General features: G+C 64.5%; 20 protein-coding genes. 7 read left to right on the top strand and 13 right to left on the bottom strand.

Annotation, left to right across the window (positions count from 1 at the left end; genetic code table 11):
• The first annotated feature begins 504 nt into the window (after nucleotides 1-504).
• Nucleotides 505-1,536: an alpha/beta fold hydrolase gene (locus YUA_RS0139740; RefSeq protein WP_027535617.1), complete on the top strand. Its 1,032-nt coding sequence runs from the start codon at nucleotides 505-507 to the stop codon at nucleotides 1,534-1,536.
• A 4-nt stretch (nucleotides 1,537-1,540) separates the two neighbouring features.
• On the opposite strand, the gene YUA_RS0139735 is transcribed toward YUA_RS0139740, so the two are convergent.
• The 6 genes from YUA_RS0139735 to YUA_RS0139710 all read right to left on the bottom strand — a co-directional run bounded on the left by YUA_RS0139735 (nucleotide 1,541) and on the right by YUA_RS0139710 (nucleotide 11,785).
• The gene (locus YUA_RS0139735) at nucleotides 1,541-5,050 is read right to left on the bottom strand and encodes a PAS domain-containing hybrid sensor histidine kinase/response regulator (RefSeq protein ID WP_027535616.1); all 3,510 of its coding nucleotides are present in this window, start codon (nucleotides 5,048-5,050) and stop codon (nucleotides 1,541-1,543) included.
• A 370-nt stretch (nucleotides 5,051-5,420) separates the two neighbouring features.
• On the bottom strand, nucleotides 5,421-6,650 hold the full coding sequence (gene hemA, locus YUA_RS0139730) for a 5-aminolevulinate synthase (RefSeq protein ID WP_027535615.1): 1,230 nt from the start codon (nucleotides 6,648-6,650) through the stop codon (nucleotides 5,421-5,423).
• Nucleotides 6,651-6,863: 213 nt separating this feature from the next.
• The gene (locus YUA_RS0139725) at nucleotides 6,864-7,925 is read right to left on the bottom strand and encodes an MBL fold metallo-hydrolase (protein ID WP_027535614.1); all 1,062 of its coding nucleotides are present in this window, start codon (nucleotides 7,923-7,925) and stop codon (nucleotides 6,864-6,866) included.
• 274 nt (nucleotides 7,926-8,199) lie between these two features.
• On the bottom strand, nucleotides 8,200-10,353 hold the full coding sequence (locus YUA_RS0139720) for a methyl-accepting chemotaxis protein (RefSeq protein WP_027535613.1): 2,154 nt from the start codon (nucleotides 10,351-10,353) through the stop codon (nucleotides 8,200-8,202).
• A gap of 166 nt (nucleotides 10,354-10,519) precedes the next feature.
• Nucleotides 10,520-11,242 carry an outer membrane protein gene (locus YUA_RS0139715; protein WP_027535612.1) on the bottom strand — a complete coding sequence of 241 codons (723 nt, stop codon included), beginning with the start codon at nucleotides 11,240-11,242 and terminating at the stop codon, nucleotides 10,520-10,522.
• A gap of 222 nt (nucleotides 11,243-11,464) precedes the next feature.
• The gene (locus YUA_RS0139710) at nucleotides 11,465-11,785 is read right to left on the bottom strand and encodes a hypothetical protein (protein WP_027535611.1); all 321 of its coding nucleotides are present in this window, start codon (nucleotides 11,783-11,785) and stop codon (nucleotides 11,465-11,467) included.
• Nucleotides 11,786-11,956: 171 nt separating this feature from the next.
• Between YUA_RS0139710 and YUA_RS52215 the strand changes: the two genes are divergently transcribed.
• Nucleotides 11,957-12,256, top strand: a complete 300-nt coding sequence (locus YUA_RS52215; protein WP_084293173.1) for a hypothetical protein — start codon at nucleotides 11,957-11,959, stop codon at nucleotides 12,254-12,256.
• A gap of 95 nt (nucleotides 12,257-12,351) precedes the next feature.
• Here YUA_RS52215 and YUA_RS0139705 read toward each other — a convergent pair whose 3' ends face one another.
• The 6 genes from YUA_RS0139705 to YUA_RS0139680 form a co-directional block, all read right to left on the bottom strand.
• The gene (locus YUA_RS0139705) at nucleotides 12,352-12,561 is read right to left on the bottom strand and encodes a hypothetical protein (RefSeq protein WP_027535610.1); all 210 of its coding nucleotides are present in this window, start codon (nucleotides 12,559-12,561) and stop codon (nucleotides 12,352-12,354) included.
• Nucleotides 12,558-12,722 carry a hypothetical protein gene (locus YUA_RS51405; RefSeq protein ID WP_198029590.1) on the bottom strand — a complete coding sequence of 55 codons (165 nt, stop codon included), beginning with the start codon at nucleotides 12,720-12,722 and terminating at the stop codon, nucleotides 12,558-12,560. Before YUA_RS51405 ends, YUA_RS0139705 begins: the two co-directional genes overlap by 4 nt.
• Before the next feature lie 171 nt (nucleotides 12,723-12,893).
• Entirely contained in the window at nucleotides 12,894-14,513 is a 1,620-nt protein-coding gene (locus YUA_RS0139695) for an ABC transporter ATP-binding protein (RefSeq protein WP_027535609.1), read from the bottom strand.
• Nucleotides 14,514-14,515: 2 nt separating this feature from the next.
• The gene (locus YUA_RS0139690) at nucleotides 14,516-15,355 is read right to left on the bottom strand and encodes an ABC transporter permease (protein ID WP_027535608.1); all 840 of its coding nucleotides are present in this window, start codon (nucleotides 15,353-15,355) and stop codon (nucleotides 14,516-14,518) included.
• Entirely contained in the window at nucleotides 15,352-16,323 is a 972-nt protein-coding gene (locus tag YUA_RS0139685) for an ABC transporter permease (RefSeq protein ID WP_027535607.1), read from the bottom strand. The genes YUA_RS0139690 and YUA_RS0139685 overlap by 4 nt, the downstream gene beginning before the upstream one ends.
• Before the next feature lie 249 nt (nucleotides 16,324-16,572).
• Nucleotides 16,573-18,123 carry an ABC transporter substrate-binding protein gene (locus YUA_RS0139680; protein WP_027535606.1) on the bottom strand — a complete coding sequence of 517 codons (1,551 nt, stop codon included), beginning with the start codon at nucleotides 18,121-18,123 and terminating at the stop codon, nucleotides 16,573-16,575.
• 216 nt (nucleotides 18,124-18,339) lie between these two features.
• Here YUA_RS0139680 and YUA_RS0139675 point away from each other — a divergent pair, with 216 nt between their 5' ends.
• The 3 genes from YUA_RS0139675 (at nucleotide 18,340) to YUA_RS0139665 (ending at nucleotide 20,489) form a co-directional block, all read left to right on the top strand.
• Nucleotides 18,340-18,972 carry a TetR/AcrR family transcriptional regulator gene (locus tag YUA_RS0139675; protein ID WP_027535605.1) on the top strand — a complete coding sequence of 211 codons (633 nt, stop codon included), beginning with the start codon at nucleotides 18,340-18,342 and terminating at the stop codon, nucleotides 18,970-18,972.
• A 252-nt stretch (nucleotides 18,973-19,224) separates the two neighbouring features.
• Entirely contained in the window at nucleotides 19,225-19,887 is a 663-nt protein-coding gene (locus YUA_RS0139670; RefSeq protein ID WP_027535604.1) for a DUF3313 domain-containing protein, read from the top strand.
• Nucleotides 19,888-19,919: 32 nt separating this feature from the next.
• Entirely contained in the window at nucleotides 19,920-20,489 is a 570-nt protein-coding gene (locus YUA_RS0139665; protein WP_027535603.1) for a DUF2147 domain-containing protein, read from the top strand.
• 171 nt (nucleotides 20,490-20,660) lie between these two features.
• On the opposite strand, the gene YUA_RS0139660 is transcribed toward YUA_RS0139665, so the two are convergent.
• Nucleotides 20,661-22,211 (bottom strand): winged helix-turn-helix domain-containing tetratricopeptide repeat protein, encoded by a 1,551-nt coding sequence (locus tag YUA_RS0139660; protein ID WP_027535602.1) that lies wholly within the window; start codon nucleotides 22,209-22,211, stop codon nucleotides 20,661-20,663.
• Nucleotides 22,212-22,344: 133 nt separating this feature from the next.
• Between YUA_RS0139660 and mddA the strand changes: the two genes are divergently transcribed.
• Both mddA and YUA_RS0139650 read left to right on the top strand, forming a co-directional pair.
• Nucleotides 22,345-23,133, top strand: a complete 789-nt coding sequence (mddA, locus tag YUA_RS0139655; protein ID WP_027535601.1) for a methanethiol S-methyltransferase — start codon at nucleotides 22,345-22,347, stop codon at nucleotides 23,131-23,133.
• 106 nt (nucleotides 23,134-23,239) lie between these two features.
• Nucleotides 23,240-23,662: a GFA family protein gene (locus YUA_RS0139650; RefSeq protein ID WP_027535600.1), complete on the top strand. Its 423-nt coding sequence runs from the start codon at nucleotides 23,240-23,242 to the stop codon at nucleotides 23,660-23,662.
• The last annotated feature ends 241 nt before the right edge of the window (nucleotides 23,663-23,903 follow it).

The following is a 23,903-nucleotide window of genomic DNA, read 5'->3' as shown; positions in this document are numbered from 1 at the left end:
AGAGCACGGCATAAGCCGTCCAACCATCGCGCAGGGAAGGCCGTGTGTTCGGCTACACCTGTATGCCGCTGTGCAGTTCTTTTTGCGCTACATGCGCACAGCGGACCGTGGGTGCCAGCCGGCACCCGGCCTTCCCTGCGCCCTTTGTTTGGAGGGCGCGAAGCGAAGAGCAAAACTCGGGCGAAATGCGCCGCGAGAAGGCGAGGGCGTGTCTCAAGTTGAAATGCTCATTGGACGAATGCAATGATGAGTTGTTGAGGCCAATGGCCCGGCAATCTCACAGGAGAGTGCATTGACGCGGGTTCCCGAAGCCTAAGCAGGCCGTGCCTGCAGATCCTTGCAAGCGGGTTCCCAGCCGGCCTCACAACTTCTCACAAGTCCAAACGAGCCTTTCACGGCAGGCGCTGATAGGCAATTGCGTGACGGCAAGAACAGCCCAACCGAGCCACGCCAGTGTCGGTCTGATCTGACGACTCGGACGATCATCAACAAGGCACCTAAAAGATGAAACAGATTATCGACCAGCATCGCCGCCGCTTCCTCGGCATCGCAGCCGGGACCGCCGCCGTCGGCCTCGGCGTGATCGACCTCGCGCGCGCCGAAACCGAGACGGCGCGATCCTCCGCAACCAGCGCATCGTTCGGCGCGATCGAGCAGATCAATGCCGGTGTGCTGGACGTCGGCTACGCCGAAGCCGGCCCCACGACCGGCCCGGTCGCGATCCTGCTCCACGGCTGGCCCTATGACATTCACAGCTTTGTCGATGTCGCGCCGATCCTGGCGCAGGCCGGCTATCGCGTCATCATCCCCTATTTGCGCGGCTATGGCTCGACGCACTTCCTCTCCAGCGAAACGCCGCGCAACGGCGAGCCGGCCGCGCTGGCCTCCGACATCATCGCACTGATGGATGCGCTGGACATCAAGAAGGCGGTCGTTGCCGGATTCGATTGGGGCGCGCGCACCGCCGACATCATTGCGGCGCTGTGGCCGGAGCGCTGCCGCGCGCTGGTGTCGGTGAGCGGCTATCTGATCTCCAGCCAGGCCGCGGGCAACGTACCGCTGCCGCCGGCGGCCGAACTGCAATGGTGGTACCAGTTCTATTTCGCGACCGAGCGCGGCCGCGCCGGCTACGAGAAGTACACGCATGATTTCGCAAAGCTGATCTGGAAGCTGGCCTCGCCGCAGTGGAAGTTCGACGACGCCACCTTCGATCGCAGTGCGAAGGCCTTCGAGAACAAGGATCATGTCGCAATCACGACCCACAATTACCGCTGGCGGCTCGGGCTGGCCAAGGGCGAGGCGAAATACGAGGAGATCGAGAAGAAGCTCGCGGCAACTCCGGTCATCGACGTGCCGACCATCACGATGGAAGGCGACGCCAACGGCGCGCCGCACCCCGATCCCAGCGCTTACGCCAAGAGATTCTCCGGTCGCTACGACTATCGCCTGATCACCGGCGGCATCGGCCACAATTTGCCGCAGGAAGCGCCGCAGGCCTTTGCCAAGGCCGTCATCGATGCCGACGGCGGCGCCTGAGCTGCTATTCCGCCGCCACCATCTGCTGCGTCCGCCATTGCCCGAGCAAGGCGCGCAATGACGCCGGCTTCACCGGCTTGTTCAGCACCGCGATCTTCTCGTCGCGGGCGGCCATCTGCACGGCGGGGCTGCGATCGGCGGTGATCAGGATCGCGGGGATGGTGTCGCCGAAGCGGCGGCGGATCTCGCGGATGGCGGCGATGCCGTTGCCGCGGTCGAGGTGATAGTCGACGAGCAGGCCGGTGACGCGTCGACCGGCGGCTTCGATCGCTGATATTGCGCCTTCGGGGTCGGCGACCGCGATCACCTCGGCGCCCCAGGCCTTCAACAGCGTGCGCATGCCGTCGAGGATTGCGGCGTCGTTCTCGATGCAGACGATCAGCGCGCCGGAGATCGGCGCACGCGCGAGCGGCGTTGCACTCGTCACCGCCGCGGTGAGCGTCACGGCCTTCGCCGTCGGGACCGTCACGGAGAACAGCGAGCCGCCGCCGGCATTGGCGTCGATGGCGATGCCGTGGTTGAGTACGCGTGCCAGTCGCTCAACGATCGAGAGTCCGAGCCCCAGGCCGCGCGCGATCCGCGCGCCCTGCTCGAGACGGTGGAATTCCTTGAAGATCTCGCTGCGTTTGACCGTGGGGATGCCGACGCCGGTGTCGTAGACACAGATCTTGAGCGCGGCGCCGCGGCGACGGCAGCCGACCAGCACACGTCCGCGCGGCGTGTATTTGATCGCGTTGGAGACCAGGTTCTGCAACAGCCGCCGGAGCAGCAGTCGGTCCGACTCGACCGGGAGCGAGCAGGGCACGAAGGTGAGGTCGAGACTTTTGGCGCGTGCGATCGGTGCGAACTCGATCTCCAGCGAGCGCATCAGATCGGCCATCTTGAAGCTCGAGATCGAGGTCGTCATCGCGCCAGCGTCAAGCCGCGAGATGTCCAGCAGCGCGCCGAGGATTTCCTCGATGGCTTGCAGCGATTCGTCGATGTTCTCGACCAGCCGCGTCTCCTCGCCATTGTGCTGGCGCTCGACCAGGCTCGTAACATAGAGCCGCGCCGCGTTCAGCGGCTGGAGAATGTCGTGGCTGGCGGCCGCGAGGAAGCGCGTCTTGGAGATGCTGGCGTCCTCCGCGCTGCTCTTGGCCAGCGCCAGCTCGGAGTTCAGCCGGGTCAGCTCCTCGGTACGGTGGCGCACGCGCTTCTCCAGCGTCGCATTGGCGCGCTCCAGCGCTTCCGCGGCCTCGAAGGTCGGCGTGACGTCGGTGAAGGTGATGACGAAGCCGCCGCCGGGCATGCGGTTGGTGAGCACCTCGATCACCATGTGCCGTTCCGGCAGGCGTTCGAGATAGGGCTCGCTGTCGGTGGTGTAGGCCACGAGCCGCTGCTCGATCATCGCCTCGCGGTCAGCCTCACCGGCTGGATCGCTGACGCCCATGAACTCCAGGATCTCGCGAAGCGGCGTGCCGAACTGGATGAAATGCGGGGGCACGTTGAGCAGATCGCCGAACTGCCGGTTGGAGCAGATCAGCTGTAAATCGGCGTCGAACACCGCGATGCCCTGGCGCACATGGTTGAGCGCGGTCTGGAGGATCTCGCGGTTGAAATGCAGCGCCGCATGGGAGTCGTCGAGCAGCTTCAGCGCGGCTTTCGCGGAGACCGTGCGCTTGCGCAGCAGGAGCGACATCACGAGGCGTGACGACGCAGCGCCGATCGACGAGGCGATCAGGTGCTCGGCGTGCTGCAGCAGCTCGAAATCGGCGGGTGCTCCGGATTCCAGCCGCATGTTGCGCCGTGCCGAGAACGCCTCGAACGAATGCCGGGCACGATCAGGCCCGAGATATTGCGCGACTGTGGTCTGGATGTCCTGCACCGTGATGGTGGTGCGCCAGCGGCGGAAATTCGGGGCGATTGGGGCGAGCGTGTTGGGCACGAACAGATCGGCCTGGACCAGCTCGATGGACGAGGGTCGCCGCGCCAGCGACAGCAGCACGTAAGTGAGGATGTTGAGCGAGAGCGACCAGACCACGCCGTGCATCAGCGGCGGCAGGTCGGCGCCGAACAGTGCCTGCGGACGCAGCGCCTCGATGCCGAACGGGCCGTGCTGGAGCAGCAGGATGCCGGCGGTCGAGGTGTCCATGAAGCTCGGGATGAACAGCGTGTAGAGCCATACGGTGAAGCCGACCAGCATGCCGCCGATGGCGCCGCGTGCGGTGGCACGCCGCCACAACAGGCCGCCGAAGAAGGCGGGCGCGAGCTGCGCAATGGCGGCAAAGGACAACAGGCCGATCGCCGCGAGCTGGGTGTTGCCGAGCGCGCGATAGTAGAAATAGGCCATCACCATGATGGCGAAGATCGCAAGCCGCCGCGAGCGCAGCAGGAAATCGCCGAAATCGGTGGCACCGGCGCGGCCGTCAGGGCGTCGTTGCAGCACCAACGGCACCACGAGGTCGTTTGAGACCATGATGGAGAGCGCGACGCATTCGACGATCACCATCGCGGTGGCCGCCGACAGGCCGCCGACGAACACGGCGACGCTGAGCAGTCCCGCGCCGCCCTCTATCGGCAATGCCAGCACGTACATATCGGAATCGACCGCGCCGAACGGGAAGCTGACGAGGCCGGCGAGCGCGATCGGGATCACGAACACATTGATGGCGACGAGATAGAGCGGGAACAGCCAGCGCGCGCGGCTGACCTCGGCATCCGAGGAATTCTCCACCACGCTGACATGAAACTGGCGCGGCAGCAGCATGATCGCGCACAGCGACAGCAGCGTCATCGTGAGAAAGTTGCCGATCGACGGCGAATAATCGATGGCGCGCACCGCTTCGGGCGTCTTCATCGCGCGCTCGATCAATTCGTGCGGCGAGAACATCCAGAAGGTGACGAAGATGCCGGCGGTGAGGAAGGCGACCAGCTTGATGATGGATTCGGTCGCGACCGCCAGCATCAGGCCGTGCTGATGCTCGGTGGCGTCGGTCTGCCGCGTGCCGAATAGCACCGCGAAGGCGGCCATCGCCAGCGTCACCATCAGCGCCATGTCGCCGAGGATCGGGATGTGGGAGAACGCCTGGTCCTCGCTCAGAATGACCTCGAGCGAGGAGGCGACCGCCTTCAGCTGCAGGGCGATGTAGGGCACCGAGCCGATGATCGCGATCAGCGCCACGGTTGCCGCCACCGCCTGGCTCTTGCCGTAGCGCGCGCCGATGAAGTCGGCGATCGAGGTGATGTTGTGCGCTTTCGCAAGCTGGATCACGCGCCGAAGCACGCCCGCGCCGAGCCCGATCATCAGGATCGGGCCGACATAGATCGCGAGGAAGTCGGTCGAGGTGCGGGTGGCGAAGCCGACCGAGCCGAAGAAGGTCCAGGACGTGCAGTAGATCGCCAGCGACAGCGGATAGATCAACCCGGACGCGCGGCCATGCCTGGCCGGCGAGCGGCGGTCGCCATGGCTCGCCACCAGGAACAGGAAGCCGATATAGCCGAAGGCGGCAGCGATCACGCCCCAGTCGTGCAGCATGGCGAGCGTGCTTCTCCCATGGCGCGGTAGCGCCCGATCTTCCCAAGGCGCTAACCGCGCCCGCTCTCATTTTCGCTTGCAAATCTAGCGCGTTGGGCGGGTGGAGGCGACAGCGAAATGCCGGACCTGGGCGGGAACCTGGGGTTGTCGTTAAACCAGCGGCTTCCCTGCGGCCATCCTTCGAGACGCCCGCCCTTGGCGGGCCCTCAGGATGAGGACGGTGGAGCAGTTTCAGCAGGCAAAGGTGCCGCTTAGCCTCATCCTGAGGAGACCGCGGAGCGGTCGTCTCGAAGGACGAGGCGTGCGCTCAGGCCGTCCAACGTCCCATATGCGACTGCGCTGCCGCAAGCGGGGAGAGGCGAAAGAAAGCCTACTCCGCCGCCAGCGACTTTTCCCGCAGCGGCAGGCCGAGGCGGTCCCAGACCTGCAGCAGCGCTTCGGCGAGCTGATCGATCAGGCCGTCGTCGTGATAGGGCGAGGGCGTGATGCGCAGGCGCTCGGTGCCCTTGGCGACGGTCGGATAGTTGATCGGCTGGATGTAGATGCCATGATCCTCGAGCAGCATATCGGACGCCCGCTTGCACTTCTCGGCATCGCCGATGAAAAGTGGCACGATATGGGTGTCGTTCGACATCACCGGCAGGCCGGCGGCATTGAGGATCGCCTTGACGCGGGCGGCGCGGTCCTGGTGACGCTCGCGCTCCCAGCCCGAGCTCTTCAGATGCTTGATCGCGGCGGTCGCGGCCGAGCAGATCGCCGGCGGCAGCGCGGTGGTGAAGATGAAGCCCGGGGCATAGGAGCGCACCGCGTCGATGATCTGGCCGTTGGCGGCGATATAGCCGCCGAGGCAGCCGAACGCCTTGGCCAGCGTGCCTTCGAGAATGTCGATGCGATGCATGACGCCGTCACGCTCGGCGATGCCGCCGCCGCGCGGACCGTACATGCCGACGGCATGAACCTCGTCGACATAGGTCATCGCGTTATATTTTTCGGCGAGATCGCAGATTTTGGCGAGCGGGGCGACGTCGCCGTCCATGGAATAGAGGCTCTCGCAGGCGATCAGCTTCGGCCGGGTCGGACCGGCCGCCTTCAGCAGCGCTTCGAGATCGGCGAGATCGTTGTGGCGGAACACTTGCCGCTCGCAGCCGGACTGGCGGATGCCCTCGATCATCGAATTGTGGTTGAGCTCGTCCGACAGGATCAGGCAGTTCGGAATGAGCTTTGCGATGGTGGCGATGCCGGTCTGGTTCGAGACATAGCCCGAGGTGAACAGCAGCGCGGATTCCTTGCCGTGGAGGTCGGCGAGCTCGGCCTCGAGCTGCACCAGCGGATGATGCGTGCCGGCGATGTTGCGGGTGCCGCCTGCGCCGGTGCCGACGCGGGTTGCGGTCTCGACCATGGCGCCGACCACTTTCGGGTGCTGGCCCATGCCGAGGTAATCGTTGGAGCACCAGATCACGACGTCGCGCTTGCCCTTGGGCGAGTGCCAGACCGCATGCGGGAACCGGCCGGCGATGCGCTCCAGATCGGCGAACACGCGATAGCGGCGCTCGGTATGGAGGCGATCGAGGGCTGAATTGAAGAACTGGGCGTAATCCATCGGTACGACCTGAGACGGAACTGACCAAAAGGGCGGATCGTTTTAGAGCGTTTCCAGCTCCAATGTCTATGCGCTATCCCACATATGGCCGTGAGGGGCATTTGGGCAAAATGCCCTATCGTGCGATTTGAAACTTGATCCCGATCAAGTCCGCGCGACCTTTAATGCTGCTCTGCACCATCCCGAAATGCCGGTGCTAACCGGCACTTGCTCTCACGTCGTCCTGAACTGGAGCACGCCGTCCTTGGTCTCGGCCGTCAGCCGTCCCTCGACAATCATGTAGTTGACGTGGGCCACGAGCTCGCCGGCGGCAAACCCCATCTGGTGCTCATCCAGCACATGCTTGTTGAACACGACGGGCACCAGCGCGCGCGAGGTCTGCGGCACCTCGCGGCAGGCTTCCGCGATCAGGCGGCAGCGCTCCTCGTGGTGATCGGCGAGCTGCTTGATGCGCGTCTTCAGCCCGTAGAACGGTACGCCGTGGCCGGGCAGCACCAGCAGATCATAGGGCAGGGTTGTGGTGAGGCTCGCGAGCGAGGCGAGATATTCGCCGAGCGAGTTCTGGTCGGGCTCGACCGCCCACACGCTGACGTTCGGCGAGATCTTGCTCAGCACCTGGTCGGCGGACAGGAACAGCTTGTCGTCGGCGCAATACAGCATCACCTGGTCGAGCGCATGCCCGCCGCCGGTGATCACCTTGAAGCGGCGCGTGCCGATCACGACCTCGTCGCCATGCGAGATGCGGCGGTAGGACGGCGGCAGCACCGAGACCCGCTTGAGATAATCCTGGCCGCGGCCGAGCAGCTTTTCGGTGAGCGATTCGTCCATGCCATGGCGGCGGAAGAACAGCCGCTGCGCCTCGCGCCGCTCCTCGGTGCCGCGGTTCTGGTGATAGACCGATTGCAGATATTCGACCTGCGACATCACCAGCGGACAGTTGAACCGCTCGACGATCCACCCGGCAAGCCCGACATGATCGGGGTGCGAGTGGGTGACGATGAGGCGCGTGATGTTGACGCCCTTCAGCGGGCCTTCGAACAGTTTTGTCCAGGCCTCGATCGTCTCCTCGTTGCCGAAGCCGGCATCGACCATCGCATAGCCGTCGCCATCGGCGAGCAGATAGATGTTCACATGGTTGAGGCGGAACGGCAGCTTCAGCCGCGCCCACAACACGCCGGGCCGCACTTCCACGACCTCTTCGGGGCTGGGATGCTGGTCCCAGGGATAGCGCAGGGCCTCGGCGGAGGACTGCACGGTGTCGGTTTTTGCGTTCATGCTATCGGCTTAAACCCAGCGCGGGCAGGGCGCCAGCCGAAAAAGGACGCGCGGCCCGCTCGCATGGCGGTCATTCCGCGTAGCGCTTTTTCCGTGATGTGGGACGGTCGTGCCGCGAATTCCACTTACCTCTCCCGCTTGCGGGAGAGGTCGCGCCGGAGGCGCGGGTGAGGGCTATTTCCCCATCGGGGCTATCCCAATGTGGAGGCACCCCCACCCCAGCCCTCCCCCGCAAGCGGGAGAGGGAGTGGGGGTCCCCGTGGGGCCGGCGTCCTTACGCCGCCCGCATGTTGTTGAGGAACGCGTCGATCTCTCCGCGCAGCATGTCGGCCTCGCGGCGGAGTGCGTCCGATGCACTCAGCACTTCCGTGGCCGCGGCACCGGCCTCGGCCGATGCCGTGGAGACGCCGACGATATTGCTGGAGACCTCGCTGGTGCCGCCGGCTGCATGCTGGATGTTGCGGGCGATCTCGCGGGTGGCTGCGCCCTGCTCTTCGACCGCCGCTGCAATCGTCGTCGTGACGTTGTCGATCTCGCCGATGATCCGGCCGATGCCCTGGATGGCGCCGACGGCCGAGGTCGTGACCTGCTGCATGCTGGCGATCTGGGTCCGGATCTCCTCCGTCGCCTTCGCGGTCTGGCTGGCGAGACTCTTCACTTCGGACGCGACCACCGCAAAGCCGCGGCCGGCCTCGCCCGCGCGCGCCGCCTCGATGGTGGCGTTGAGCGCGAGCAGATTGGTCTGCGACGCAATGGTCTGAATCAGGTCGACCACCACGCTGATGCGGCTCGCACTGTCGGCGAGGCTCTGCACCGTGGTGTCGGTCGCGCCGGCCTCATCCACCGCCTTCTTGGCGATCGCAGCCGAGGTGACGACCTGCTTGCTGATCTCCTCGATCGAGGACGACAGCTGCTCGGTGCCTGATGACACGGTCTGCACGTTGACCGAGGTCTCTTCCGCGGCGGAGGCGACCGCGTTCACCAGCGCGTTGGACTGGTCAGCCGTGTTCGACATGCTCTGCGCGGTCGACTGCATCGAATTGGCCGATTGCGCGAGATTGTCGAGCGCGGTGCGCACCGTGCCCTCGAACTCCGCGATCTTCGCTTCCATATGCGCGGCACGCTCGGCCTTGGCGACACGATCCTTGTCCTGCTCGCTCGCGAGCGCCCGGGCCTCGATCATGCTGTCGCGGAACACCGTCAGCGTTTCCTTCATCGCGCCGATCTCGTCGTTCTGCCGGGAGCGGACGATCTCGGTGTCGAGGTCGCCGGCCGAGAGCAGCTGCATGGCGCGCTGAAGCTCACGGATGCGGCGCAGGATGTTGCGGCCGACATAGAGCCAGACGAACAGCGCCGAGCCGATCAAGGTGAGCCCGCCGAGCGCCAGCATTGCGGTGGTGGCGAGCGAAATCTCCTGGCGCGCCTGGAAGGTCGACGCGTTGGTCTCCTTCTGCACGCCGTCGACGAGCGCCTGCACGCTGACGCCGAGACCGACATTGAGCTTGCGGGTCTCGTCCAGGATGGTCTGGCCGTAGTCGATGGAGTCGAGCTCCTTCTGGCGGATCTTGAAGACGCCCATCTTGCCTTCGCCGAACGTCTGCAATTTCTGCATTGCGCCCTTCACCGCAGTGGTTGCGGGATTGTCGGGCAGGTCCTCCAGGTTCCACTTGACGCGGTCGCGGACCGCCTTGAATTCGTGTTCGATTGTCTCCAGGGTATCGCTGGAATTGGCGGACAACGCGGCCATCATGTCAGCGGCCATCAAATTTCCGTTGGCAAGCACCGTGCTGATCTGGCCAACGGAGCGGACCGCCTCCATGGCGTCGTCTGGCGACACGTTCGTCGATGCCATGATTGCGCTCAGCCGTGTCTGGGTATCCAGCATTGCAGGGTTGGCTGCGCCGACGAAGGCGAGCTGCGCCTTGCGCAGCGCCTCGTACTGCTTGTCATGCAGCGCAATCGTGTCGAGGCGCTCCTTCGCCGCCGACACCAGGCTCTTGGTGGCTTCATCGATGCTCTTGACGGTCTCGCCGAGCGCGCTGGCGACCTGCTTGTCGGCGCCGAGCTCGATGATCTCGCCGAGCTTTGCCATGGCCTGTTGCTGGATTTCCTGAACCGTCTTGGTGCGCTCAGCCAGCGCCTCGTCTGAGGACGAGGCGAGCAGGCCGGGTCCTTGCGCTGCCAGTGTCGCGCTCTGCGAGGCAAGCTGAAGGCTGGCGGACAGGCGCGGGATGTCGCGGCCGCTCAGGTCCATCATGGTCGAGCCGAGATGCTTGAACACGAAGCCGGCGCCGCCGGCGATCACGAGGCCCATGCCTGCGATCACCGCGAACGCCGCAAACAGGCTGCCGCGCAGGCCCCATTTCGGCATTTTGAAACGCGGCTTGAGACGGCCAAGGACACGGCCAACGCCCAGACGGATCGCCATCGAAATTCCCCCACACCGGTAATCTTATATTTTCGCTGCGGAGTATCCTTGGCGGGGGTTAAAAAATCGCAAGTTGCACAATTGCTTGGCCAGTTCCGCAGAGCGAAAAAGAAAGGGCCGGCAGTGCTGCCGGCCCCTGATAGCAAAGGGATTCTGTAAGGCGCGATCAGTAGCGCGCGGCCGCCGGGCTCGCCCAGTTGAAGCGGTAGTTGAGGCCGGCCTTGATGGTGTGGTCGTCGGTGGTGAAGTTGCCGGTGCCGACCAGCGGACCCGCGGTGAAGTGCGCGTCGCCGAAATTGTAGTATTGGTACTCGGCCTTGGCCGACCAGTTCGGCGCGAACATGTACTCGAGGCCGGCGCCGACGGTGTAGCCGTTGCGGTGATCGCCCGCGATGGTGAAGCCGGTCGGCACGCCGCCGATCGTCACCTTCTCGTTGTTGTCGGAATAGGCGTAGCCGCCCTTCACGTAGACCAGGCCCGGGCCCCAGGTGTAGCCGACGCGGCCGGTGATCGAGCCGAGGCCGCGCTGGTCATTGGTGTAGGCCACGCCGCCCGGGAACACCGCGCCGACATTGCCGGAGAGCCAGGAATACTGGCCTTCGACGCCGACCACGAAGTTCGGGTTGAACTGCCAGTCTGCACCAGCCTGCAGACCACCGAGGAAACGGCCGTTGCCGTTGTTGCCGGTGGAGAGGCCGTTGAAATTGTTGTCGCTCGAGAACGCGCCGCCGAGATGCGCGCCGATATAGAAGCCGGTCCAGTTGTAGATCGGCGCGGCATAGGCCGGCGCCTTGTTGTAATAGGGGCGGGCGCCGAGATCGGCACCCAGGGCCGGCGCAGCCGCGCTCACCGCGAGCAGCGCAACGGTCGCAAACAGAATCTTCTTCATAGTCCTAACTCCAACAACAAGGTCCCCGGCGTGCGCGCTGTCCGCGCCGCGTTGGTTTTGCAGATAGCTCGCTTTTGACGAAAATGCTGTCACATGCATGGCACAGCGGCGCCCAACCTAACTTATTGGGTGCTAAATGATTTTCGTGATTAATGCCGGCTTAAGAAGGGGTGAAGGAAGGCTTAATTCGAGAGCGGTCCGGTAACTTGCGCGCGCGTCTCGTTAACCGAGGCGCCGCAGCACCTCGTCGCGCATCTGCGCGCGGAAGGCCGCGCGCTTCGCTGGCCGGTCCTCTACGCGCACGTCGTGGCGATCGAAGATGTCGAACTTCTCCAGGATCGGATAGCGCTCGCTCGCCATCGCGAGCACGCGCAGCACCTTGGTCGCGGCCAGCGTCGGCCCGCTCACCTCCCAGCGCCGGATTGTGTCGGCACCGCCCTTCTCCGGCAAGGCACACAGCTTCGCCATGTCGGCCGCAGTGAGCTTCCGGCCGAGCACCTCGGACAGGTCTGCGCGCAATTGCTTCAGTTCAGGGCCGGTCATGTCGCCTCAATACGCGAAGTCGTCGAGGTGAATGCAGTAGCGCTGATTCGGGTCCATCCGAAGGCGGGCATGATCGTTCGAGGTACACGGAGTTGTAAGCCTCTCGTGTATTGAAACAGTCTGGCCAAAGAACGATTTGTAAGACGGGGGCAGGTAACGAGAGGATCGGTCATGACAAGAACCAGGCTCGCTATTGCGGCACTCATCGCTGTCGGGCTGGTGGCGGCGCCCTTCGCGGCCGAAGCGAAGGGACACAGATCCAGCAGGCACAATACCGGCAGGCACATCAGCACGACCGTGCTGGCCCCAACCTATGGAAGCTCTGCAGTGACCGCAACGCAGCCCAGGACTTACGGAAGCTCGGGGCAGTCGATCGGAACGGTCACGGCGCCATCGATCGGAACGTATAATTGGCCCTCGGTTGGCGTGACCAATGCGGTTCCGACCTGGAGTAATACTAATCCGCGGTGAGATAGGCTTGACCGCCGCGCGCGTCAGCCGTCCGCGCTCCCTTCGAAGGATGGATTGTTGGGTCAAGGCCGGCAATAAAGAACGCGAGTGCTACCCTAGGCGCCCCGGCCGCCCTGTTGGCCGATCACGCAGCGCCATCCCGCCAGCCGCTCGGCCGGATGCTGGTTCATCCATTCGGCGAGTTGTGGCGCGCCCATCATGCAGGACTGCATCGAGACCTCGGCGAAGTCCGACGTGGTGACGATCTGCTCGTGGCAATTCGCCGGCGAGGCGAGGCTGCAGAGCACGGCAATGATCTTGATCACGCCAGATTCCCTACGTCGCCGCGGGCGGTCGCAGCCTTGTCGTGCCGCTCGCCAGCCGGATCAGCCGGTGGGAAGATGCTGTCATAGATGGCGCGCGCCTCCTGGATGAGGCGAATTCGCTCGCGCTCGGATTTCGAGACAAACTGAATAACCTGGCCCATGTTGGCCTCCAAACAGATCCTTAATCCATCATCAGATGATGATAATCATTCCATCCGGATATGGGGTGCGGAATTCAGGCTTGAAGCCGGGAGCTCGGTCACGCGGGATAAAAAGCCCGTGACTGCTCCGTCGCGGAGGCGGAACGGGATACCGGAGTGAAGCGCCCCGCCTCACGCCGCTGGCGCGCGTTCCTTCCGACCCGGCACCGCCGCGAGCAGGTCGCGCGTGTAGGGATGTTCCGGCGCGGCGAACAGCTGCGCGGTCGGCTTCAGCTCGACGATGGCGCCACGCTGCATCACCGCGATACGGTCGCAGATTTGCGCGGCGACGCGCAGATCGTGGGTAATGAACAGCATCGACAAGCCAAGGCGCGCCTTGAGGTCTTCAAGCAATCTCAGCACCTGAGCCTGCACGGAGACGTCGAGGGCGGAGACGGCTTCGTCGGCGACGATGATCTCGGGCTCGAGCGCGAGCGCGCGCGCAATGCCGATGCGCTGGCGCTGGCCGCCCGAGAATTCATGCGGATAGCGTTCGAGCGCGCCGGCATCGAGACCCACCATCTTGAGGAGATCGCGGGCGCGGTCGAACGCGACCTTCGGATCGGTGCCGGCCGCGATCGGGCCGTCGGCGATGATGTGGCCGACCTTGCGCCGCGGATTGAGCGAGGCGAACGGATCCTGAAAGATCATCTGGATGCGATGGCGCTCGGCGCGCAGCACCCTGCCCGAAAGCTGCGTGAGATCGGTGTCGCCGATCCGCACCGTGCCGCGATCGGCCTCGATCAGCCGCATCACCAGCCGCGCCACCGACGATTTGCCGGAGCCGGATTCGCCGACGAGGCCGAGCGTCTCGCCCTTGAGGATGTTGAAATTGACCGCGCGCGCGGCATCGACGCGACGGTCCTCGCGAAACCAGCCGCCTGACGTGACATAGGTCTTGTCCAGCCCGATCACCTCCACAGCCCTGGCCTGATCGTCCAGCGGCGCGCGCGCCGGCGGGTGCATCGACGGCACGGCGGCGAGCAGCGCCTTGGTGTAATCGTGCTGCGGCGCGTTGAAGACGGAGCTAGCAGGGCCTTTCTCGACGACCTTGCCGTGCCTGAGCACCACCACCTTGTCGGCGATATCCGCAACGACGCCAAAGTCATGGGTGATGAACATCACCGCCATGTTGCGATTGCGCTGGAGGTTGCGGATCAGTTTCAGGATCTGCGCCTGCGTGGTGACGTCGAGCGCGGTGGTCGGCTCGTCCGCGACCAGCACGGCCGGCTCGAGCGCGAGCGCCATCGCGATCATGGCGCGCTGGCGCTGGCCGCCGGAGAGCTGGTGCGGATAGGCGCGCACGATGCGTTCGGGGTCGGGCAGGCCGACCTCGCGCGCCAGCGACAGCGCTTTCGCGCGCCGCTCCCTGGGCGTGAGCAGGCCGTGAGCCTCGAACATCTCCGCCATCTGGTCGCCGATCCGCATTAGCGGATTGAGTGCGGTCATCGGCTCCTGGAAGATCATCGCGAGCCGGCGGCCGCGCAGGTCGCGCCAGCCGTCGTCGTCGAGCTTCAGCAGGTCGCGGCCTTCGAACTGGATCTCGCCGGAGGTGACGGACACCGTGTCGGGCAACAGGCCCATCAGCGCATGCGCACACATCGATTTGCCGGAGCCGGATTCGCCGACGACGCAGACGATCTTGCCGGGCCGCAAGTCGAGCGAGACGCCGTCGACGGCGAAGGGACGCTCGGCGCCCTTGGGCAGCGCGATCCGCAAGTTCTTGATGGAGACGGCGGGCGGAGCGGTCATCATCAGCGTCCCTCCCGCGAGAGGCGCGGATTGAGCGCGTCGTTGAGGCCCTCGCCGATCAGGTTCAGTCCGAGCACCGAGATCAGGATCGCGACGCCGGGAAATACGGTGATCCACCAGGCCTGGCGGATCACGGTGCGTCCGGCACCGACCATGTAGCCCCAGGAGATCAGATTGGGATCGCCCAGCCCAAGGAACGAGAGCGAGGATTCCAGCAGGATCGCGGTTGCGACCATCAGCGAGGCCAGCACGATCACCGGTGACAGCGCGTTGGGCAGGATCTCGCGCAGGATGATCCAGGTATTGCTCTGTCCGGTGACCACGGCGGCCTGAACATATTCGCGCGTGCGCAGCGACAGCACCTCGCCGCGCACGAGGCGCGCGACCGGCGGCCAGCTCACCACCGCAATTGATGCCACGATCGAATAGATCGAGGGCTGCAGGATCGCGACCAGCACGATCGCGAGCGCAAAGCTCGGAATGGTCTGGAAAAACTCGGTGAAGCGCATCAGGGCGTCGTCGACCTTGCCGCCGAAATAGCCGGCCATGGCGCCGATCGGTACGCCGACGACGAGTGCGACCAGCGTCGAGACGAGGCCGACCAGCAGCGAGACGCGTGCGCCAAAAATCATGCCGGCGAACACATCGCGGCCGAGCGCGTCGGTGCCGAGCGGCACGGTCGAGAGCGTGAAGGGCGGCAGGAACGGCCGCTGCACCATGCGCCAGGGCGAGTTCGGGAATAGCAGCGGCCCGAACACCGCGACCGAGATCGCGAGCAGAAGGATGAAGAGCCCGATGACGCCGCTCGGGCTCTTCAGCATCGATTTCCAGAACTGTGTCATGCGGCGAATTCGATGCGCGGGTCGACCAGGCGATAGACGAGGTCGGTGATGAGGTTGAAGATCAGGACCATGACCGAGCAGGTCACGAAGACGCCGAGCAGCAGATTGTAGTCGCGCTGGAGCAGCGCGTCGTACATCAGCCGCCCGATGCCGGGCCAGGCGAACACGGTCTCGGTGATGACGGCGCCGCCGATCAGCGTGCCGGCATGCACGCCGGCGAGCGTCACGACCGGCAGCAGCGCGTTGCGCAGCACATGGCGGCGCTGGATCACGGCGTCGGAGAGGCCCTTGGCGCGCGCGGTCTTGACGAAGTCGAGCCGCTTCACCTCGAGCATCGAGGCGCGCGTCATGCGGGTGTAGGTCGCCATGAAGAACAGGCCGAGCGTCATCGCCGGCATGATGAGGTGCTTTGCGACGTCGACCACATGGGCAAAGCCGGTGAGGTTGGCGCCGACCGTCTCGTAGCCGAAGCTCGGCAGCCAATCGACTGTGACCGAGAACAGCAGGATTCCCATCAGCGCCACCCAGAAGATCGGCATGGCGTAGAAGATCAGCGCAAAGACGGTGATGGCCGTGTCGAGGAAGGTTCCGGCAAAGCGCGCGGCGAAGGTGCCGAACAGGACACCGAGCGCGAGCGAGATCGCGAATGCCGTCAGCGTCAGCAGCAGCGTCGCCGGCAGCCGTTCGAGGATCAGCTTCGAAACCGGCGCCTGCTGACGGAAGGAGAATCCGAGGTCGAGGGTCGCGATGCCCTTGACGTAGATGAACAGCTGCTCGGGCAGCGGCTTGTCGAGGCCGAACTTCTCGCGGAGCTGCTGGACGAAGACCTGGTCGCTGGCGCCGGCCTCGCCCGCCATCACGACAGCGGGGTCGCCCGGCGCGAGCCGGATCAGGAAGAAATTGAGAACGACGATCGCGAGCAGGACGATCACGCCCTTCACGACACGCTGAGCGACGAAGGAGAGCATCTAGATTCGAGTGTTCGTTGGGTGAGGCGGTCTCGCCGCGGGGAACACCTCTCCCCGACGGGGAGAGGTCGCGCCGAAGGCGCGGGTGAGGGGGTCTCTCGATGGAGCGTAACCCCTCACCCGGATCGCATCTGACGATGCGATCCGACCTCTCCCTACGGGAGAGGTGAGCACCTCCGATGCCTCGGCGTCTCGATACGATCTCATTGCAAATCTGTTCTTACAAGTCAGATCAGACCTTGAGCATCCTCACTTGTCGAGCCATGCGTCCTTGAAGCCGTCATTGACCCCGATCCCCGTGGTGATCAGGTTCTTGACCTTGCAGCGGGTGATGGTCGGGAATTGCAGCTCGAGCATCCAGGCCACCGGCACGTCCTCGACCAGGATCTTCTGCGCCTTCTCGTAGATCTCCTTGCGCTTGGAGTCGGGCGTTGCGACTGCGCCGTCGGCGAACAGCTTGTCGATTTCCGGGTTGGTGTAGCCCTCGACGTTGTTGAACACCTGGCCCTTGGCGATCGCGCTGGAGACGTAGTTGCGCCCGACCCCGAGCGCAGGATCGCCGTACTGGTAGAGATAGGTGAAGGCGATGTCGTAATCCCAGTCGCCGATCTTCTGGTTGCCGCCGGCAACGTCGGTCGAGATCGTCTCGATGTTCATGCCGACGTCCATGAGGTTCTGCTTCACGGCTTCACCCCAGCGCTGCCAGGTCTCGCCATAGGCCAGCGGCAGCAGGCGGATCTTCTCGCCCTTGTAGCCGGCTTCCTTCAGCAGCGCCTTGGCCTTGGCCGGATCGTAGGGATATTTCGGCACGTCGTCGGTGTAGTACTTGATGGTGGAGGCCGACGGGCCGGTTGCGACCTTGCCGAGCCCGTTCCAGATCACGTCCTTGGCGAAGTCGCGGTCGATCGCGTACATGATCGCCTGCCGCACCCGCTTGTCGGCCAGCGGGCCCTGGCGGTTGTTGAGCCACAGCCACGCCAGCGGCGAAAAGAACTCCCAGCCGGCGCCGGTGACGCAGGTGTCCTTCAGCTTGGACAGCCGCGGCACGTCGAAATTCTCAACCGAGCCGCCGGGCAGCACGTCGACCTTGCCAGTCTCGTAAGCCACCGAGCGTGCGGCGGCGTCGGGGATGATCTGCCAGTAGATCTCGTCGATGTAGGGTTTGCCCTTCTCGTAATAGTTCGGGTTCTTGACCAGCCGAATGAACGAGCCCTTCTGCCATTCCTTGAACATGAAGGGGCCGGTGCCGACCGGCGCGTTGTTGTAGGGATTGGTCTTGAAGTCGGTGCCTTCGTAGAGATGCTTCGGCACCATCGGCATCGAGCCGACCTCGAAGATGCCGAGGAACGGGCCGAATGGCTGCTTCAGCGTGAACACCACGGTGTAATCGTCGGGCGCCTCGACCTTGTCGACCTGCGCGAGGTTATTGCGGGCGCGCGCATGCGTCTGCTTCAGCATCTCGACCGAGAACAGCACGTCGGCTGCGGTGAAGGGCTTGCCGTCATGCCAGGTGACGCCCTTCCGGAGCTTGAAGGTGTAGGTCTTGGCGTCCTCGCTGACGCTCCAGCTCTCGGCGAGCTCCGGCTGGGGCTCGAGCTTGGGGCTGTAGCGCAGCAGGCCCTCGAAAATGTTGCCCGACACCATCTGGGTCGGACCGTTCTGGATCATCGCAAGCATCAGGCCGGGCGGCTCGGGCTGGATCACCGCATTGATTACGCCCCCTGTCTTCGGCTCTTGCGCCAGTGCCGAGGCCGTGAGGCCGCAAGCCAGGACGAGACCAAGCAACACTCGTTTCGACATCTCGTATCTTTCTCAAGCGAGACCAGCCGCGAACCCTTCGCAACGTTCTCGCGCGCAAAGCGGCGGCCGGCTCATCCCAGTCCCCATCCACCATCGAGGCTCACACAGTCACGTTCCGCGCCGCAAGATGAAAGTCTCGACAGTGTTCGCACAAAAAATGTACAGCGCGTCCTGTTTTCACTTGATTCATTGTCCTGTCACGGAGACAAGTCGGCCATGGACAATGCGACGCGCTCCGAACGTTCCCGCAATGCTGCACTCGATGCGGCGCTCGCCATCATTGCGCGCGACGGGCCCGGCCGGCTAACGCTCGATGCCATCGCCCGCGAAAGCGGCATGAGCAAGGGCGGCGTGATGCATCAATTCCGCACCAAGCAGGCGGTGCTGAAGGCGCTGCTGGAGCGGCAGATGACGCATTTCGCAGAGTTCACCAGTCGCTACATGGCGACGGCACGCGAAGTTTCGGAACAGCCCGAACTGGCTGCGCAGCTCGCGACTGTGCGGGAGGCAAGCATCCAGCCGAATTCGGCAGCGCTTGGCGTGCTCGCGGCGATGGTCGAGGATCCCAGCCTGATGGAACTGCCGCGTGCGGCCGATGTCGAGATCATCAAGGCCATCAAGGCTGAGGCGAGTGATCCGGATCTCGCCTTGTTGCGCTGGGCGGCGGCGAGGGGATTATTGTTGAGCGGGCTGTTCGGGATGTCGCCGCTTGGCAAGGACGAGCATCAGCGGCTGTTCAAGCGTCTGATGGACGACAGTCAGTGGAATGCGCTGGAAAAGCCCGTCAGGCAGCGTGCCGTCAAAGCGGCGCCGGCGGCAAAGGCCGCAAGCCCGCGCAAGCGCGCCTGATTCAGCGTTAACAGCCTGCAACCAATCGCTGCCTAAGCCGCGTCCGCGGCCAAATGCGTCAGGCGGGCATTTTTGCAGTTTACAAACCGTCCGGTCGGTTTTATAAACGGAAACACTGAGGCGACCCAAGGCAACTGACATGGCCCCGGACGATGCCTTGGGTTGGCAATGGTGCGCGCCGCAGTCGCGTCTGGTCCCGCACGCGGCTGCGGTCGCCTTTGCCTTTCGACGAGCCGCAAGAGGAGTTCTGGAATGGATCGCTCGATCGCCCTGCGCGGTCTGGGAACGCTGTTGCTTGGCGCCGCCTTAGCCGGCTGCGCCTCGGTCGCGCCCGTGCCCTATTCGGAGATGGCGTCGTCGGCCTACATGGCGCCCGACAAGTCGGATGCCTCCGGCCGCGTGCCCTACCGCTATTCCACGCCAGTCGACTGGCGCGCCTATAATAAAGTGATCCTCGAGCCGGTCGTGGTTTACCGGGGCAAGGATCACCAGTTCGGCGACATGTCCGACAAGGACAAGGCGATGCTGGCCGCTTATATGCAAACCCGTTTTGCCGAGCGGCTGCGCGGACGCTTCGCACTCGTGCGTGAGCGCGGACCGGAGACGCTGCGGATCAGGCTGACGCTGACCGGTGCCGTCACCAACACGCCGGTGCTCGGCACGCTCTCCCGCTTCGACGTTGCCGGCGCCGTCTACAACGGCGTGCAGGCCGCGCGTGACGGCGAGGGCACCTTGACCGGCTCGGTCATCTACGGCGTCGAGATCTTCGACGCCGCGTCCTCGCGCCTGCTCTCCGCCTATGTCACCAAGCAGTACCCGGGCGCCTACGACATCAAGGCCAGCGTCGGTGCGCTCGCGGCCGCCAATGCCGGCGTCGACAAGGGCGCCGATGCACTGATGGCGCAACTGAACTGACGCCGCAATCCTCCCAACGAAAGGAGCCGCTGATGAACTTTGTCCTTCGCTTCGTGCTGCGCGTTGCCATCACCGTCGTGATGATGATTTTGGGTGGCCGCGCCGGCGCGGTCACGCCCACCGATCCCAGCGGCACCTGGCTCGTCGAAGACGGTCGCGCGCGCATCCGACTCGAGCGCTGCGGACCGACGCGCGACCGCATCTGCGGCTTCATCGTCTGGATGAAGGAGCCGGCCGACAAGCGCGGCCAGCCTCATCGCGACAAGGAAAATCCCGACCCCGACAAGCGCGCCCGCGCGCTGCTCGGCCACCAGCTGATCATGGGCCTGCAGGCGACGCCCGATGGCCGGTTCGCCGGCGATATCTACAACGCCGAGGACGGCAAGTTCTATTCGGTCTCGCTGTGGCGCGACTCCGCCGACCGCCTCAAGCTCAAAGGATGTCTGATCAGGCTGTTGTGCCAGACCCAAACCTGGCAGCAGACCCTCGACGCCCAGCCCGGCCAGCTCATCGGCCTCACCGGCGATCTCAACGGTCCCCGCGCCGACAAGGAATGGGCGCAGGTGCCACCGCCGAAGTCGATGCAGGCAAAAGGCAAATAGCGGATCGCTTTTCTGCCGCCCGTTTGGTTCCCGGTGCGTGGGCGGCTGTTGCAGCAAGCTCCGTCATTGCGGTTCAGGTCGTCGAAGGCGCAGGCCACTCCACGCAATGGGAAAAGCCGGAGGCCTTCAACGCGCCTGCTCGACGCATTTGCGTCGGGTGCGTGACCGTCTTCAACTCAGCCCTGCGCGCCGAAATCCGTCCAGATAGTGCTCGCGATCCGCATCATTGGCCCATGGCAGCTGCGTTGCGATCCAGTCCAGCGAGATATTGGGCTGGGTGCGGCGGAGCTCATGCAGCGCCATGTCCGCAAGCGCGCCGTCACCGGTCATGCCGGCGGAGACGGCGAGCACACGATAGGCGCCGGTGAGCTCGCCGCGATGGCGGATTGCCTCGCGCGCCAGTGCGATGGCCTCGTCATATTGCCGCTCGGTGAAGCGTGCATAGCCGGCGATGCCGTAATAGATCGCCAGCGACGGATCGCGCGGTGAGAGCCTGATCGCCTTCTGCGCGGCCTCGAACGAATCGCTGGGGCGTCCGGCATAGGACAGCGCCAGCGCGTAATAGCCCTGGGCCAGCGAGAAGTTCGGATTGAGCGCGAGCGCCTGCTCGAACTCGGACAGCGCGTCAGCAAGCCGGCTCGTGGAGAAGCAGACGCTGCCGAGCGCGGCATGAGCCCAGGCATTCTCGTGGTCGCAGCGCATCGCGGCGAGCGCCGCGTTCTCCGCGATCGGCGCGGTCGTGGCAAGTTCGGCCCAGCCAAGATGCACGCCGAACATGTGGCTTGCCGCCAGTACCGCCAGCGCCTGACCGTAATCCGGATCGATCGCGATGGCGCGTTCGAGCAGCTTCTGCGCTGCGGCGTGGTCCTGCGGCGTTATCCGCCAGTAATGCGACAGCGCCTGCATCAGCAAGTCCCAGGCATCGAGGCTCGATGGTGGCTTCCGATGCGTGCGAAAATTCTCCGCGGCGTGGATCTGCGGCTCGATCGCCGCGACGATCCGCTCGGTGATCTCGTCCTGCACGGCGAAGACGTCGACAAGCTCGCGGTCGTAGCGCTCGGCCCAGAGATGGCCGCCGGTGGTGGCGTCGTTGAGCTGTGCGGTGATGCGGACGCGGTTGTCCACCTTGCGCACGCTGCCCTCGACGATATAGCGGACGCCGAGCTCCTCGGCGATCTGCTTGAGGTGGACCGCGCGCCCCTTGTAGGTGAAGGACGAGTTGCGGGCGATCACGATGAACCAGCGCTGCTTCGACAGTGCGGTGAGAATGTCCTCGCTGATCCCGTCGCCGAAATATTCCTGGGCGGGGTCGCCGCTCATGTTCTCGAAGGCGAGCACGGCGATGCCCGGACGGTCGGTCGCGGCGCGCGGGGAACTCGGCGTGACCTCGGCCGGCGCAGGCTTGGCTGCCAGTTCTTCCCGGACGTCGCCGACGAAACGAAAGCCCTTGCGCGGGATCGTCTTGATCAGCCGCTGCGTCGCGCCGTCGTCGCCGAGCGCCTTGCGCGCGGCGTTGATCCGGCTGTTCAGCGCGGAATCCGAGACGATGCGGTCGCTCCAGATCTGGCTGATCAGATCATCCTTGCTGACGACGCGGGCGCGCTCCGCGACGAGGTAAATCAGCAGATCGAACACCTGCGGCTGCAGCGGCACGGTCGTCCCGGCGCAGGTCAGTTCGCGCAGGTCGCCGTCGAGCACGTTGTTTTCAAAGAGGAATCGCACGTTTCTGTCGTCTCAAGCAAAAATCAAAGTCGTCTCAGGCGAAAATCAACCGTCCGCGAAAGTCTTCCGGCCTCCGCTCCGGCATGGTGCAGAGACCAAACAGTGCCAATGCCTCGGCACAACGGAGCTTTCTATGACCCAACTCGATCACCAGGTTCATTCCATCAGCCCGGAGGTTGCGGGCTCACGCATTTTCAAGTTCATCGCCTTTCTTTACGGAATTGCGGCGTATCTCGTTTTTTTCGTTACGATTGTCTACGCGATCGGCTTTGTGATGGGGCTGGTGGTGCCGAAGACCATCGACACCGGGCCCGATACGCCGACCGTCGAAGCCGTGATCATCAATCTGCTGCTGATGACGCTGTTCGCCGTTCAACACAGCGTGATGGCGCGCCAGCGCTTCAAGGCGTGGTGGACGCAATTCGTCCCCAAGCCGGTCGAGCGCTCGACCTATGTACTGTTCGCGAGCCTGTCATTGCTCCTCCTGTTCTGGCAGTGGCGTCCGTTGCCGTCGGTCGTATGGGACGTCGCCAATCCGGATCTTGCCGTGACGCTGGTCACGCTGTCGTTCGCGGGCTGGGTGCTGGTGTTCACCTCGACCTTCGTCATCAATCATTTCGAATTGTTCGGATTGCATCAGGTGACCAACCATCTCGTCGGCAAAGAGGCCGCGCCGCCGCGGTTCAAGACGCCGCTGCTCTACAAATTCGTCCGTCATCCGATCTACCTCGGCTTCATCATCGCCTTCTGGCCGGCACCGACCATGACCGCAGGCCATTTGCTGTTCGCGGCCGTGACCACCGCCTACATCTTCGTCGGCATCGCGCTGGAGGAGCACGATCTCGTCGATCTCTTCGGCGACGAATACCGGCAGTATAAACAACGGGTGTCGATGCTTATTCCCTGGCGCCGGTCAGTCTAGCCGCCGCGCGTTCCGTCGCGCGTCCGCCAATCGGAGGACGCGCGGCAGGACTTCATTTGTAATCCAAGGATTTCCATCCCAATTGCCATCTCAGGAGACTACCAGGATGAAACATGTCGGACACTGCTTCTGCGGCGCGGTCACGGTCGAGGTCACGGGCGAACCAGCGGCGATGGGCTATTGCCATTGCCGTTCCTGCCGCTCGTGGTCGGGCGGACCGGTGAACGCCTTCAGCCTGTGGAAGCCGGAGGCCGTGCGCATCACCGAGGGCGCGCAGAACGTCGAGACCTTCGTCAAGACGCCGCTCAGCCAGCGCAAATATTGCAAGAAGTGCGGCGGTCATCTCATGACCAACCATCCGCCGCTCGATTTGATCGACGTCTTCACCGCCACCCTCCCGACGCTCGCCTTCACCCCCGGCGTCCACGTCAACTATTCCGAGACGGTGCTGCCGATGCGCGACGGCCTGCCCAAGCTGAAGGATTTTCCCGCCGAGTTCGGCGGCAGCGGCGAGATGATGCAGGAGTAGGAGACTTCCCTCTCCCTGCTTGCGGCAGGGCAATCGCATATGACTCGTTGCGGCGACCTGCGCGCACGCCTCGTCCTTCGAGACGGCGCTTACGCGCCTCCTCAGGATGAGGCTAACCAGCGTCAGTGCCCCTTTGAAACTGCTGCCGCATACTCCGCCCTCATCCTGAGGAGCCCGCCCAAAGCGGGCGTCTCGAAGGATGGCCGCAGGGACAAGTTTTCATATGCGATTGCCCTGCCGC

The organism is Bradyrhizobium sp. WSM3983 (genome assembly GCF_000473045.1).
Taxonomy (GTDB): domain Bacteria; phylum Pseudomonadota; class Alphaproteobacteria; order Rhizobiales; family Xanthobacteraceae; genus Bradyrhizobium.
The sequence above is the reverse complement of the archived record's forward strand: the minus strand, read 5'-3'. Positions and strand labels throughout refer to the sequence as shown.

Coding starts and splice junctions, on each gene's coding strand:
- YUA_RS0139740 (WP_027535617.1), top strand. CDS start 505: ATGAAACAGATTATCGACCAGCATCGCCGCCGCTTCCTCGGCATCGCA.
- YUA_RS0139735 (WP_027535616.1), bottom strand. CDS start 5,050: ATGCTGCACGACTGGGGCGTGATCGCTGCCGCCTTCGGCTATATCGGC.
- hemA (WP_027535615.1), bottom strand. CDS start 6,650: ATGGATTACGCCCAGTTCTTCAATTCAGCCCTCGATCGCCTCCATACC.
- YUA_RS0139725 (WP_027535614.1), bottom strand. CDS start 7,925: ATGAACGCAAAAACCGACACCGTGCAGTCCTCCGCCGAGGCCCTGCGC.
- YUA_RS0139720 (WP_027535613.1), bottom strand. CDS start 10,353: ATGGCGATCCGTCTGGGCGTTGGCCGTGTCCTTGGCCGTCTCAAGCCG.
- YUA_RS0139715 (WP_027535612.1), bottom strand. CDS start 11,242: ATGAAGAAGATTCTGTTTGCGACCGTTGCGCTGCTCGCGGTGAGCGCG.
- YUA_RS0139710 (WP_027535611.1), bottom strand. CDS start 11,785: ATGACCGGCCCTGAACTGAAGCAATTGCGCGCAGACCTGTCCGAGGTG.
- YUA_RS52215 (WP_084293173.1), top strand. CDS start 11,957: ATGACAAGAACCAGGCTCGCTATTGCGGCACTCATCGCTGTCGGGCTG.
- YUA_RS51405 (WP_198029590.1), bottom strand. CDS start 12,722: ATGGGCCAGGTTATTCAGTTTGTCTCGAAATCCGAGCGCGAGCGAATT.
- YUA_RS0139695 (WP_027535609.1), bottom strand. CDS start 14,513: ATGACCGCTCCGCCCGCCGTCTCCATCAAGAACTTGCGGATCGCGCTG.
- YUA_RS0139690 (WP_027535608.1), bottom strand. CDS start 15,355: ATGACACAGTTCTGGAAATCGATGCTGAAGAGCCCGAGCGGCGTCATC.
- YUA_RS0139685 (WP_027535607.1), bottom strand. CDS start 16,323: ATGCTCTCCTTCGTCGCTCAGCGTGTCGTGAAGGGCGTGATCGTCCTG.
- YUA_RS0139680 (WP_027535606.1), bottom strand. CDS start 18,123: ATGTCGAAACGAGTGTTGCTTGGTCTCGTCCTGGCTTGCGGCCTCACG.
- YUA_RS0139675 (WP_027535605.1), top strand. CDS start 18,340: ATGGACAATGCGACGCGCTCCGAACGTTCCCGCAATGCTGCACTCGAT.
- YUA_RS0139670 (WP_027535604.1), top strand. CDS start 19,225: ATGGATCGCTCGATCGCCCTGCGCGGTCTGGGAACGCTGTTGCTTGGC.
- YUA_RS0139665 (WP_027535603.1), top strand. CDS start 19,920: ATGAACTTTGTCCTTCGCTTCGTGCTGCGCGTTGCCATCACCGTCGTG.
- mddA (WP_027535601.1), top strand. CDS start 22,345: ATGACCCAACTCGATCACCAGGTTCATTCCATCAGCCCGGAGGTTGCG.
- YUA_RS0139650 (WP_027535600.1), top strand. CDS start 23,240: ATGAAACATGTCGGACACTGCTTCTGCGGCGCGGTCACGGTCGAGGTC.